This window comes from Flavobacterium sp. IMCC34852 (assembly GCF_030643905.1).
In the GTDB taxonomy this organism is placed as follows: domain Bacteria; phylum Bacteroidota; class Bacteroidia; order Flavobacteriales; family Flavobacteriaceae; genus Flavobacterium; species Flavobacterium rivulicola.
Genome location: NZ_CP121446.1, coordinates 3,121,426 through 3,135,407 on the forward strand (window position 1 = coordinate 3,121,426; position 13,982 = coordinate 3,135,407).

The following is a 13,982-nucleotide window of genomic DNA, read 5'->3' on the forward strand; positions in this document are numbered from 1 at the left end:
ATTTATAATGCCAAAGTAAAAGTTTACTCTTTAATAAACTTTTTAGTGGTTACTATGTTATCGGATTTGAACGTAACAAAGTAAACTCCGGAAGCTAAAGAAGACACGTCAATTGCACCTACAGAAGCCGAATTAGCTCTGTTAAATACTTCTTTTCCGGTTATTTCTCTAATGGATATTTCCTGGATACCGGCTAAACTTTGACTGGCAAAATTCAGCACATTTGAAGCCGGATTAGGATAAACCATAATTTGATTCTCTGTTGCAGCAAATTGGTTGTTATTCAATGTAATATCATTCAAAGAAGAGACAATCAAAGAATACTTTTGAGGAGCATTTGATAAGGTTCCTTTGTGACTAACGGTAATTGTGTAAACACCATTAGGATTATCCACCTGAACTTTTTCAAAATTATCTCTGAAGTTATCTGCATTTCTAACAGCACCATCATAGGGAACTGCCGGATTTAATGTCCATGGAAAATAAGTTTCAGTTCCATTGGAAACTCTTAAATCCAAATCGTTTACCAAGTAAGAGGTTGTAGGATCAATAGCGTTTGTTGTATTGGCAGCAGCAGCCGGATCAGCCCAAGATATAGAAGCCATCAATGGATTTGTTCCTGAAGAAGCTACATTAAGGGTATAGCTTTGTCCGTTAGTTAGTTCAAGTTCATAAATAACTGCATTTTGCTGTTGGTGTTTTAAAATGACCGTAGCAGCTGCTTCCGCATTTACCAATCCCCAACCATATTCATAATCCGGACCGTCATAAGAACCGGCTTCATCTGCAGTATGCATCATTAAACCTTTTAGGGTTGCAGCTCTCATATAGTTAGCAAATAATGATTCGTAATATTGTTGTAACAATAATGAAACTCCTGAAATTCCCGGCGATGCCATAGAAGTTCCTTGCATTACACTATTGGCTGTGTCAGAAGTGGCAACAGTAGATCTAACAGACACCCCTTTGGTAACGATTTCAGGCTTAATTCTTCCGTCATCTGTTGGACCCCAACTACTAAAAGAAGACATAACCACACTGCTTGGATCAGAATAAGTTAAAACTTGGTTTACGGCTCCAACAGTGATAACATTTTTGGCATTATGCATTCCTCTAATCAAGTTGTAACCGAATTTTTCAGTCAGATATGGACCAATTATCGGATCGTTATAATCGCTTCTGTCATTTCCGGCAGAAGTAACTGCTAAATAATAAGGAGCTGCATAAGTAACTTGATCCAACTGTCTTGCTCTGGAGTCGTAAGCCCCAAAATTCCAAGGAGTAGTTTGAGAAGCGCCAATAAAGTAAGAATGGTTAGAAACCAACATACCGTTAGCGGCTTGGTCAGCCATTTCTGCGTAATCATTATTCCAATCGAATGAAAAAGCACTAGCATTGAAGGCTAGTCCTCTTAGGTTGGCAGTTATTCCTTGTGCTACAATAGTACCGGTAACATGAGTTGCGTGATCTTCAAAAGCGGAACCGTCAAGACTAACCACTTTACTATTTGGAAATTCAACATGGGTATTTCTGGCAGAACCACCATCCCATACATAAGCATACATACCTTGTCCTTGTATATTTAGTCCCAAACTTCCACCTGAATACATACGATCAGTACGAGCGGTACGAGCAGCATTAAAATTTGAAGTAGTGTAATAAATCACTTCTGAATTATTGATTACATCATAAATCTCTTTTTTAACGCCGTCAATATACAAAACCCTTTTGGCTTCCGGATGAGATAACAAATAAGAATCAATTCTCTCTTTACGTTGCAGATATTCATAACTAAATGTCTGAGACAATTGGTTCAAAGTGGCTACATCAGTTTGTTTAATAATGTCCTGTCTTTGAGAAAAAGATTGCGAATAACTGATGTTAAAAGTAATCATCAATAAAAAAGCAATTTTTATAATATTTTTCATAGCTTTTGGTAATATATTTTATAAATCAAAAAATCCTAACAAAGTTAGGATTTTTTTTTAAATATTCAATTTAATGATATCGGATTAAATACCAGTAAACACTTCTTGTTTGTTTCCATAAGAACCTACACCAGGAATATAGTAATTTACATATACTGTCATGGTTCTTGTACAAGGGTTGAAAGAAGATACTTGAGAAGCATCGGTTGACATTCTAGCCCAGATGTAACCATTGTATTGAGCCACAAAATAACCGGTATTTTGTTCTGCAAATGTCACAATAAATGAGTCATTGTAAGACAACACAAAGTTTGGTGCAGAAGCATTATCTTCCCAGAAGTCATTTATCTGAATAGTGTTTGCAGAAGGACCTACAGCAACTGCATGAGTTGAAGTTCCTAACCACCATGTAGTAGCATCAAAATCTCCAACAAATGCGCTGATATCACAAGATAAGCTAACATTAACTGTATAAGTATTATTGAATACTGCACTTTCCAAAGAAGAAGAAGATAATTTAAAATTAACCACTTTTCCGGTTTGAACAGCACCATCCTCTAGGAATCTTACTTTGAATTGACCTGTTGTTTCACCATCTACTAATTCATCAGTACCATTGATAATTGTAAAATCTACACCTTCAACAGCAGTTGAAGTTTCAGTATCAACAACCATAGTAACAGTATTGGTTCCGCTTACCGCTTTAACAACACCGTAATCGATGTCAATCTCTGTAAAACCAGTACCTGAAAAAACAAAAACGTCTTTTGAAACACCGTTATGGAAATTTAACAAAGCATCACCTTTGTACACTCTTTCGCCTTTGTCATCATCCGTACAACTTGTAAAAGCTGCCGCCGAAAAAAGGGCTACTAAACTTAATAATTTAATTTTTTTCATAGTTTCTTTTTTTAATTATATCCTGGATTTTGTTGAATAGTAGGATTACCGGCTAACTCGTCTTGAGGAATTGGTAAGGTAAATCTATAATCAGTATTTGAAATCGTTGTAGGCAATGTTAAGATTAAATCGTCAGTAATATTTCTGTCGATACTCTTATCTGCTAAAACTCCTAAACGTTTGATATCAACATATCTGAATCCTTCAAAACAAAACTCTTTTCTTCTTTCTTTCAAGATATCTGCCCAAGCTTGTTGTTGGTCAGCGTAAGAAGGTAATGGTTGAGCAGCTAATCTGTTTCTGGCATCACGAATATTTTTGATGTAACCAGCCGCAATTCCTAATTGGTTTTCAGCAACAGCACACTCAGCTAGGATAAAATACATTTCAGACAATCTGAAAATTTTGATATCATTTCTCAATGGTTGAGTTGGTTTTCCAGGATATTTATCAATTACCAAAACATCTGAAGTGTTGTAAGCAGGATTAGTTAAATAACCTGTATCAATTAAAGATGTTGGATCAACAAAAGCAAGTCCACGGATATCTCCACTAACTTCACGCAATTCATTAAATAAATTTCTACCCATATCTAGGAAAGCTCCACCGGTAGCAGAAGTAGTGTTGAAAAAGAAATTCCCAGCAATATTACCCCAACCACCACCAGAAGGTCTTGAAAGCGCAAATAAAACTTCACCTTGGCTTAAATCTGCCCAAATTCTTCTATATGGGTTACTCGTTGTATTTTCATTGTAGAAATTAGCCGCAACATAAGGTGTTGCCGGAGTCAATGTCAACCCAGAAGTATCAAGTACTGCTTGCGCATACTGCTTAGCTAAAGTATAGTTTTTTCTGTACAAATACATTCTTGCTCTTAAAGCATTGATCATGTTTTTAGAAGCATACTTGTAAGCCGAAGCACCTGAACGGTCAACTAAATTAGTATCAGCAAAAGCTAAATCACTTTCGATTAAAGCAAAAACTTCACCATTAGTAGATCTTGGCAATTTTTCATCAATAGCAGGAACATAGTCAAATAACATTACTCCCAAGGCACTATCATCTGATAAATCAGTTGAGAAATAAGTCAATAATTGGAAATAAGAGTAAGCTCTGATAGCTCTTGCTTCAGCAATGATAGAGTTGTATTCTGCTGTTTCATCAACAACATCATTTACTACAGGAGTAACAAGAGCAGCAGCTTCAATCAATCTGTTTGCTCTGTTGATTACGGTGTAATGACCAATCCATAAACCTGATACATAACCTGTACTTTGGTTTAGGTTAAAACGGTGTAATTGTAATTCTTGACCTCCATTATTTGGCCCAATACCACACTCATCTGTAAAAGAAGCAGAAAGCATGATTTCATTAGTATTCCCTAAGCTCGAGTAAACCGAACCGTTAAGGAATTGAGAAAGGTCGCTTACGGTTCTAAAAGTAATATTATTACCTAATTCACCGTCTTGAACAATATCCGTAGCATCATTACAAGATGATACCGAGAATATTAAACCCAAAATTATTATTAAACTCTTTATACTTTTCATAAAATTATGTTTTATTTAAATTAAAATCTGATGCTTGCTCCAAAAGAAACAGTCTTTGGATTAGGGAAAGCAGTAACACTTAACGTTTGTGTGTTTTCAGGGTCAAAACCTCTCCATTTTGTCCAAGTGTATAAATTCTCAGCTTGAGCATACAAACGTAAACTTTGAATAAATGTTCCTTTCAAGAAGTTTGAAGGGAAATTATAACCAAAAGTTAAGTTTTTAAATCTCAAGAAAGAAGAGTCATACAAGAATCTGTCTGTTGCAGTTGAACCATAAGTTGAACCATTTGTAGCATTCAAAGCAGGGAAATTAGTTGGATTTTGTGCAGTCCATGCGTTTAACATATCAGAAGAAACGTTATCGTCTCCAATGAAATCAACGTTGTAAGCCCATGCTAATTGGTTATCAACTCTCCATACATCTTTTGTCCAAGAGAACAAAGTATTTAAGAAGAATCCTTTGTAAGTAGCATTGAATCCAAAACCACCTTGATAAACCGGTACTGAACTTTTTCCGGTTAATCTACGATCAGCAACTAAATCTGGATTTTCTGTAACGTTACCATCAGCGTCTAAGAATAATAAATTACCATTCGCTTGATTAACTCCAACATAAGGAATTAAATTCCATTGGTAAGCCATGTCACCAACTTGATTAACTAAAGCATTACCAGATTGGTCAGTAACTGTCAATGAAGTAATTTCATTTTTGTTGTAAGCCATGTTGGCGAAAAGCTGTAAATCTAACGGTTTGTTTTTGAATACGTTGTATTTTAATTGCAACTCAACACCAGTATTTCTTAAACCACCATTGTTACCATTTTGAGAGTAGATACTGGTAGCAGCCGAACGGTTAATGTCGCTATAAAGTTTCTCCGTTTGTTTTCTGTACACATCGATATTACCTTCAATTCTGTTGTTCAACATAATGAAGTCAAGACCAATGTTAGCTTGAGAAATTTCTTCCCATCTTAAGTCAGTGTTTGCAATGTTAGAAACAAAGATTCCAGGATCATTGTTGTATCCAGCACCAGTAGCATTTAAATCTCTTACGATACTAGTTCCCAACAATAATGGGTTTGTTCCATAACCCGGTGCCAAAATGTTTTGGTTACCTTGTGTTCCGTAAGAAGCACGTAATTTCAACATAGAGAAAATAGAACCTTCCATAAATTTCTCTTTGTCAAGATTCCATCTTCCTGATAATGACCAGAAAGTACCCCATTTGTAATCATCAACAAAACGGTAAGTAGCATCTCTTCTGATTACTGCAGCAAAACCATATTTGTCATTGTAATCATAATCTAAAGTAGCAAAATAAGACAAAGTACCTGCATCAATTTTATTAGCAGAAACAGTTGAAATATAAGAGTTAGGAGTTGCAGGGTTGAAAGCAATGTAACCTGTACCAGCTCCAGGAGCATAAGTCAATGGGTTCAAACCGTTTTGAGTTTGAGAAGTACCTCTAAAGTGAGCTTTCATGTACTCCATGTAAATATTAGCATCAATTCTGTGTTTCTCTTTGATTTTTTTAGAGTAACCTAAACTAACGATATTTGTAAAAGTAAAATCTTTTGAACTAGAAGTTCTTTCAAAACCTCCAAACTCTTCAGCTCTACTTTCTCTAACAGCGATCGCTAAATATGACCATGGAGCTCTTGCGAAAACTCTATCTCCTTGTTTAAAATCGATACCGAATTTATTTGACAAAGTTAAGTCGTTAGTCAATTTGTATGATGCTGAAATGTTTGCCAATACGGCACTTTCGTCAGCCCAACTTGGTAAACTGTTTTCTTTTAAGATATCTTCCAATACGTAAGTATCGTTTGGACCTGAGAAGTCAGTTCCGATAGCATCGTATAAATCTTGACCTGTAGCAAATTGATTTGCCGCAACATAAGGCAATCCCATTACACTACCATGAAGTGGATTTTGGATAGTATTATTGTTCACACCATCATTGGTCTCTTGGTTTAACTCATTTCTTCTAGAGTAAGCCAAAGACAATTGAGAGTTATAAGTAAATTTCCCGTTTTTAGATTTACCATTCAAGTTATTTCTGAAAGTAAATCTTTGGAAATCTGTAGTAGGTACCATTCCTCCTTGTTTGAAATATCCAAAAGAAGAATAAGTAGAGATATTTTCACCACCAAAAGTCAATCCTAAATTGTGTTGTTGCGTAACATCAACTCCAAAGAATTCGTCTCTCCAGTTGGTATTAACAGCATAATCAGCAATTTGTTGATCTGTTAATGTAGCTCCAAGACCGGTATTTTTATTTTTCTCAATAGTCAAAACTTGTCTTGAGTTTGACATATTGTATTTGTTTTTAGGAAGGATGTTAACTCCGTTGACAACATCATAGGTTATTTTAAGAGCCGAACCGTATTTACCTTGTTTTGTAGTAATTACCAAAACACCATTCGCACCTCTGTTTCCGTAGATAGATGTTGCAGCAGCATCTCTCAAAATAGATACTGTTTCAATATCATTTTGGTTAAGACTTCTGAATTGGTTACCATTAGTTGGTACACCATCAATTACGATAAGCGGATCAGTAGACGCATTCAAAGAAGAAGCTCCTCTAATCAATAAATCAATCTTAGCAGAACCCGGTGAACCCGAAGATGACAAGATTGAAGCTCCCGGTGCTGTTCCTTGTAATGAATTCAAGAAAGACGCATTCGGTCTGTTTTCAATTACTTCAGCAGTAACAGTTGTTAAAGCAGAAGTGGTAGTTGCTTTTGTTCTGGCACGGTTGTAACCCTCAGAAACAATCACAACTTCTGTTAAACTTACCCCTTCGGATAAAGTAACATTGTAATTGTTGGCCGCAGTTACATTAATTGACTGCGAATTGTAACCTGTGAAGGAAATTACTAAAACATCACCCGGTTTTGCTTTGATAGAGAATTTACCATCAAAATCAGTTTGGGTACTGTTTTTTGTCCCTTTTACAATAATATTCGCACTAGGAAGTGGTCCAGTAGCATCTGAAACAACTCCAGTTACAGTTTTCTCTTGTGCAAACGAGAACTGCATTGTAAACGCCAATAAAAGCGTAAAAATCCATTTGAACTTCGATCTCATATTAATTTTATTTGAGTTAGTTATTTTGCAAACTTCTTAATTATTTCTTAATTAACCAAATATTAACCACTATTTATAAAATTGCACAAGTGTTAAATATTTGGGTGAAATTTATAACTAATTGTAATAATGATACGAATACTTAATTTGGTTGCGTCAATTTTAATATTTTTATAAAAAAAATCTAATGTTAAGAAATAAGTTCACCGATTTTAGTTTTGAATGCGGCACAGATGAAGCCGGGAGAGGTTGTTTGGCCGGCCCGGTCACTGCAGCCGCCGTAATCTTACCACCTGATTTTAAATTGGAATTACTTAATGACTCCAAACAGCTTTCTGAAAAAATTAGAGAAAAATTAAAACCTCTGATTGAAGCACATGCAGTAAGTTTTAGCGTTACGCATCTTGATCATAAAGTGGTAGATGAAATTAATGTCTTGAACGCTTCAATCAGAGCCATGCAAGAATCGATACTTAAACTAAATCCTTTACCTAATTATATTATAGTAGACGGAAACCGATTCAAACCTGTAAACGACATCCCCTTCTCTACCATTATAAAAGGAGACAGTAAATATTTGAGTATTGCTGCCGCTTCTGTATTAGCCAAAACTTATCGAGATGAATATATGGACACTATACATGAAGAGTTCCCGATGTACAATTGGAAGAAAAACAAAGGCTACCCGACCCTTGAACACAGAGAAGCCATAAGAAAATATGGCGTAAGTAAATACCACCGAGTATCTTTCCGATTATTACCGGAACAACTAAAATTAGATTTTGATTAAAAATCAACAAGTGAAGCATTCTTTATAAACTCTGCTTCAAAAAGCATTTGAAAATGCTTGACGATTTTCGACTTCACTTCTTCCTCGTCTATGGTCTTCCCTAATTCGACATGGAGTGAAGTAACGGCTTTACCTTTTATACCACAAGGAATGATATTGTCAAAATAACCCAAATTAGCATTGACATTTAAAGCAAAACCATGCATGGTTACCCATCGGCTGGCGCGGACACCCATGGCGCAAATTTTTCGAGCAAAGGGAGTACCAACATCTAACCACACTCCTGTTTCGCCTTCACTTCTTGCACCTATTATATTATACTCTGCTAATGTAAGGATAATCACTTCCTCAAGGAAGCGTAAATATTTATGAATATCGGTAAAGAAATTTTCTAAATCTAATATAGGATACCCTACAATTTGACCCGGACCGTGATAAGTGATGTCACCGCCACGATTAATTTTGTAAAAAGTAGCTCCTTTAGCCTCTAGCTGTTTTTCAGAAAGTAGTAGATTTGACATATCACCGCTTTTCCCCAAAGTGTAAACATGCGGATGCTCAACAAACAAGAAATAATTTGGGGTAACCAATTCAGGCTTGGCTCTTTTCAACAATTTGATCTCTACAATTTCTTTGAAAAGCGTTTCCTGATAATCCCAAGTTGCCTTGTAATCTTTGTTGCCTAAATCTTGTAGTTGGATTTTTTTATTCATTACTCAAATTCAATTTCAATATCCAATAGCTTTGGCTTTTTCATGTAGTCTTCAAAAAGATAATCAACAGTTACCGTTTTTTTATCTTCGCTCAAAACCGCATTGGGAATGGAAACCTTTTTTACAGGCTTGGCAAAAGTATAAACCACTTTGTAACTTGATTTTCCCAACAACTCTTTCATGGCCTCTGCCATCTGATCCAATTCTTGGCTTTCGCTTTCCGCTGTGGTTGTAGAAATCTCTTCTTCAACTTGTTTTTCAATCTCTTTTGACTCAAGTTCGGAAACTATTTTTTTGAATGTTTTACCATCGTAAAAATAAGTGGTTGAAGAACTTTCCTGCGCCTCAGGTTTTGCTGCATCAGTCATTCCTTTATTAGGAGCAATTCCGGATTCTTTGAGTGTCTTTACCGGAGAAGTCATGTCTTTTAACTCTTCAATACTTTTGAAATTAGAGAAAAGCGAATACGACATCTGCTTGGCATCTTCATTCATTAAAATCCTAATCCCAAAGTTTTCCATTTTTCTGAATCGTTCCTGCTCTTCAGGGGAAAGCTTGGCTATACTGTCTTGCTTATCGGCAAATAATTCCTTAAACATAAAAGTACTGTCAATCATCTTCTTTTCGGCAGCTTCAGCATTGCCTTTTCTTTTTTTTCTTTTAGACTTACTGTCATCAGATGCGCCGAAATCACCACCTCCCATTTCCATTAATGGAGACGCGTCCATTTCGTAATTGAACTTACCCGAACCGTCTTCGTTGACCAATAAAGTTTCTGTTATCTTACAGCTTTGTAAACAAAGGACCGTCACAACAAGACATAAAAGTTTGAAATACTTCATAAAATTAATTTTGCCAAAGATACAAATGATTTACCAATTAGCCCCGATTGCAAAGCGGGAAAACGGTCTGCCGATAAAGCCCGAACCATTCGCTCCAAAAATAAAACACTTTGCCACTTTGCTGCTTTGAAACTTTACCACTTATCTATATCTTTGCACGCTTAAATACAATATGATATGCAACTTTCGGAACAAGAAATCATCAGAAGAGAAAAACTTAACGCCTTGCGCGAATTAGGTATCAACCCTTATCCGGCGAATTTATTTCCCGTTGACCATACGTCAAAGCAGGTTAAGGAAAACTTCGAAGAAGGAAAGAAGGTGGTTTTGGCCGGTCGTATAATGAGTGACAGAGATATGGGAAAAGCTTCCTTTGTAGAGTTGCAAGACAGTGAAGGAAGAATTCAATTGTATTTTAACCGCGACATGCTTTGTCCGGGTGAAGACAAAACTTTATACACGCAAGTTTTCAGAAAATTGACCGACTTGGGCGATTTTATTGGTGTTGAAGGCGAATTGTTTTTGACTAAAGTTGGGGAAAAATCAGTAAGAGTAGACAAATTCACTTTCTTGAGCAAAACGTTGCGTCCGTTACCGCTTCCGAAAGTAGATGAAGAAGGTAAAATTCACGACGCTTTTAACGATGCTGAATTGCGTTACCGAATGCGTTATGTGGATTTGGTGGTTAACCCTCAAGTCAAAGAAGTATTTATCAAAAGAACTAAATTGTTCACGGCGATGCGTAACTTTTTTAACGCAGCCGGTTATATGGAAGTAGAAACTCCGGTATTGCAATCTATTGCCGGTGGTGCTGCAGCACGTCCGTTTATTACGCACCACAATAGTTTAGACATTCCTCTATACATGAGAATTGCCAACGAATTGTATTTGAAGAGATTAATCGTAGGTGGTTTTGATGGCGTGTATGAATTCTCCAAAAACTTCAGAAATGAAGGCATGGACCGAACGCACAATCCGGAATTTACCGCTATGGAAATTTATGTTTCCTATAAAGATTACAATTGGATGATGGAATTTGCCGAAAACTTATTGGAATATTGCGCTATAGAAGTTAACGGCACAACCGAAGCTACCTTTGGTGAACACAAAGTCAATTTCAAAGCACCTTATGCCAGAGTTACGATGACCGATGCCATTAAACAATTTACAGGTTTTGATATTTCGGGTAAAAGTGAAGCGGAAATTTTTGCGGCAGCCAGAGGAATGGGCATCGAAGTAGATGAAACCATGGGGAAAGGCAAATTAATCGATGAGATTTTCGGGGCCAAATGTGAAGGCAATTTTATCCAACCCACTTTCATCACCGATTATCCAAAAGAAATGTCACCGCTTTGCAAAGAACACCGAGACAATCCGGAATTAACGGAAAGATTTGAATTGATGGTTTGCGGAAAAGAAATCGCCAACGCCTATTCGGAATTAAACGATCCTATTGACCAACGAGAGCGTTTTGAAGCCCAGTTGAAATTAGCCGAACGCGGTGACGATGAAGCTACTCAGTTTATAGACAACGACTTTTTAAGAGCGTTAGAATATGGTATGCCACCAACTTCAGGAATGGGAATTGGAATGGACCGACTAATCATGTTTTTAACCAACAATGCTTCCATACAAGAAGTATTATTCTTCCCGCAAATGCGCCCCGAGAAAAAACAATTGGATTTGACTGAAGATGAAAAATTAATCATCGGTTTGCTAAAAAAAGAAAACAGCCAAGCTTTGGCACAATTAAAAGAGCAATCCCAATTGAGCGGTAAAAAATGGGATGCTGCAATGAAAGGTCTAGCCAAACACGGGTTAACTAAAGTCGTTGTAGACGGCGATAACAAAACCGTGGTTTTGAACTAATACAAAAGGAACTCAATTGAGTTCCTTTTTTTATAAAACCTGTCGCTCTTTAAACCTTTTTTAAACCTCGTAGTCCTATCGGCATAACTTTAAAAAATCAAAAAATGAAGAAAGTATTTTTAGCCTTATTGTTGTTGGTTGGGATAACCGCTTTGGCACAAGAAAAAAAAGGAAAAAGAATGGATGGGGAAAAATTGACTACAGAACAAAAAGTTGATTTTCAAGTCAAAAAAATGACCAAGGACTTGAACTTAAACGAAACCCAAGCTAAAGAAGTTCGCACGATAGTGACCAAAGAAGTTGAGAAAAGAGAAGCCAAAAAAGCCGAGATGGATAAAAAAAAGGAGCAAGCGAGAGCCGAAAGATTAGCGCAAGCAAAAGAAAACCAAGCTGCTTTAGAGGCTGATATGAAAAAAATCCTTACTCCGGATCAATTTGCCAAATGGGAAAAAAGCCGTGAGGAAAAGAAAGCGAAAGTAAAAGAAAGAATGAAGGAACAAAGAGGTAAAGGAAAATTAGAGCCCATTAATGAGGATAAATAAAAATAAATTTTGAGATTACATCAAAATAAATTAGTTTTGGAGTCATTATCCTTCTAAAAAACTAAAAAATGAAAAAATTAATTGCTGCTTTAACATTAATGTTGGCATTTTCAATAAATGCAAATGCACAAGACAAAAAAGAATTGACCGCCTCTGAAAAAGGGAAAAAAGATGCTGTTGAATTAACCCAATTCTTGGGATTAAGCGCAACTCAAAGTGATGATTTTTACAGATTGTTTGAATTAAAACACAAAACTCTAGAAGACAAAACTTTAACTGCTGAGAGAAAAGCGGAATTGAACAGAGTGATAGAAGCCAAAATCAGAGCTTCTTTAGATGGTGTACAAATGGAAAAATTAGATAAAAATCCTGACTTACTGAAGAAGTTACTTAACTAATTAAGATTATATAGAAATAAAAAAAGTCCTTTCTAAGCGAAAGGACTTTTTTTATTTTACAATGTTTTAGCCACTTTATCTATCGCCTTGACAGTAAAATCTAAATCCTCATAGGTCAAAGCATCGGTAATAAACCATGTTTCATAAGCTGATGGCGCAATATAAACGCCTTCATTCAACAAACCGTGGAAGAATTTCTTAAATGTATCGTTATCGCCGTTTTTAGCGGTTTGAAAATCAACCACCGGATTGGCATCAAAATGAACTGAAATCATCGAACCTACTCTATTGATGGTGAAAACAATATTATTATCTCTTAGAACTTTGTCAATTCCTTTGTGCAAATACAAGGTTTTCTCTTCTAATCTTTTGAAAATATCCGCGTCATTGTTCAACGCTTCCAACATTGCCAATCCGGCAGCCATTGCCAAGGGATTTCCTGACAAAGTTCCGGCTTGGTAAACCGGACCTAATGGTGCTAAATAATTCATAATTTCGTTACGCGCTGCAAACGCACCAACGGGCAATCCGCCGCCAATTACTTTTCCGAAGCAGGCAATATCAGCCGTCACTCCATATAATTCTTGTGCTCCGCCTTTGGCCAAGCGAAAACCGGTCATTACTTCGTCAAAAATCAACAAAGCACCATTGGCATCACAAACTTCCCGAAGCGATTGCAGAAAACCTTCTTTTGGCGGTACACAACCCATATTTCCGGCAACGGGTTCTATGATAATGGCGGCAATTTCGTTTTTGTTGGCTTCGAATAAAGCCTTCACATTTTCTATGTCATTGTAATTGGCCAACAAAGTATCTTTGGCCGTTCCTTGAGTTACCCCGGGACTGTTGGGTACGCCAAAAGTACTCAATCCGCTACCGGCTGCGATTAAGAACGAATCCGAATGACCATGATAACAACCTGAAAATTTGATGATTTTATCTCTTTTGGTATAACCTCTGGCCAAGCGAATAGCACTCATACAAGCTTCTGTTCCTGAATTCACAAAACGAATTTTGTCAATATTAGGCACCATTGAAATGGCCAATTTCGCGATTTTTGTCTCTAATTCCGTTGGCATACCAAAGGAAGTTCCTTTTTGGGCTTTTTCAATTACGGCATCCACTACCGGTTGATAAGCATGCCCCAAAATCATTGGCCCCCAAGAATTGATATAATCAATCAATCGGTTGTCGTCTTCGTCATAGAGGTAAGCACCCTTGGCGCTTTTGGCAAAAAGGGGTGTTCCGCCAACTCCTTTAAATGCTCTTACCGGAGAATTTACACCGCCGGGTATTACTTTTTCAGCTTCAGCAAACAACTGACTGCTTCTTTGATAAATCATGTTTTAGGTAATTTT

At 36.6% G+C, this 13,982-nt stretch carries 11 protein-coding genes; 4 read left to right on the forward strand and 7 right to left on the reverse strand.

All coding sequences use genetic code 11. From position 1 onward, the window contains the following. Window positions 1-23 precede the first annotated feature (23 nt). The 4 genes from P7V56_RS13540 to P7V56_RS13555 form a co-directional block, all read right to left on the reverse strand. Complete coding sequence (locus P7V56_RS13540; protein ID WP_171222197.1) at window positions 24-1,928, reverse strand: S8 family serine peptidase; 1,905 nt, start codon at window positions 1,926-1,928, stop codon at window positions 24-26. Window positions 1,929-2,012: 84 nt separating this feature from the next. Continuing rightward, window positions 2,013-2,828, reverse strand: a complete 816-nt coding sequence (locus P7V56_RS13545; RefSeq protein WP_171222196.1) for a hypothetical protein — start codon at window positions 2,826-2,828, stop codon at window positions 2,013-2,015. A gap of 11 nt (window positions 2,829-2,839) precedes the next feature. Beyond that, window positions 2,840-4,378, reverse strand: coding sequence for a RagB/SusD family nutrient uptake outer membrane protein (locus tag P7V56_RS13550; RefSeq protein WP_171222195.1), 1,539 nt, complete (start codon window positions 4,376-4,378; stop codon window positions 2,840-2,842). 20 nt (window positions 4,379-4,398) lie between these two features. Continuing rightward, entirely contained in the window at window positions 4,399-7,470 is a 3,072-nt protein-coding gene (locus P7V56_RS13555) for a SusC/RagA family TonB-linked outer membrane protein (protein WP_171222194.1), read from the reverse strand. Window positions 7,471-7,657: 187 nt separating this feature from the next. Between P7V56_RS13555 and rnhB the strand changes: the two genes are divergently transcribed. Then, window positions 7,658-8,260, forward strand: coding sequence for a ribonuclease HII (gene rnhB / locus P7V56_RS13560; protein WP_171222193.1), 603 nt, complete (start codon window positions 7,658-7,660; stop codon window positions 8,258-8,260). On the opposite strand, the gene lipB is transcribed toward rnhB, so the two are convergent. Continuing rightward, window positions 8,257-8,973, reverse strand: a complete 717-nt coding sequence (lipB, locus tag P7V56_RS13565; RefSeq protein WP_171222192.1) for a lipoyl(octanoyl) transferase LipB — start codon at window positions 8,971-8,973, stop codon at window positions 8,257-8,259. The two genes, rnhB and lipB, sit on opposite strands and share 4 nt — an antisense overlap. Further along, on the reverse strand, window positions 8,973-9,815 hold the full coding sequence (locus P7V56_RS13570) for a hypothetical protein (protein ID WP_171222191.1): 843 nt from the start codon (window positions 9,813-9,815) through the stop codon (window positions 8,973-8,975). The genes lipB and P7V56_RS13570 overlap by 1 nt, the downstream gene beginning before the upstream one ends. A 177-nt stretch (window positions 9,816-9,992) precedes the next feature. Here P7V56_RS13570 and lysS point away from each other — a divergent pair, with 177 nt between their 5' ends. From lysS to P7V56_RS13585, 3 genes are all read left to right on the forward strand, one after another. Next, window positions 9,993-11,684 (forward strand): lysine--tRNA ligase, encoded by a 1,692-nt coding sequence (gene lysS, locus P7V56_RS13575; protein WP_171222190.1) that lies wholly within the window; start codon window positions 9,993-9,995, stop codon window positions 11,682-11,684. 104 nt (window positions 11,685-11,788) lie between these two features. Beyond that, window positions 11,789-12,226, forward strand: a complete 438-nt coding sequence (locus P7V56_RS13580; RefSeq protein ID WP_171222189.1) for a DUF4890 domain-containing protein — start codon at window positions 11,789-11,791, stop codon at window positions 12,224-12,226. 68 nt (window positions 12,227-12,294) lie between these two features. Continuing rightward, complete coding sequence (locus P7V56_RS13585) at window positions 12,295-12,624, forward strand: hypothetical protein (protein ID WP_171222188.1); 330 nt, start codon at window positions 12,295-12,297, stop codon at window positions 12,622-12,624. 56 nt (window positions 12,625-12,680) lie between these two features. Here P7V56_RS13585 and hemL read toward each other — a convergent pair whose 3' ends face one another. Beyond that, a complete protein-coding gene (gene hemL, locus P7V56_RS13590) occupies window positions 12,681-13,967 on the reverse strand; it encodes a glutamate-1-semialdehyde 2,1-aminomutase (protein WP_171222187.1) in 1,287 nt (428 codons plus the stop codon). Between the last annotated feature and the right edge of the window lie 15 nt (window positions 13,968-13,982).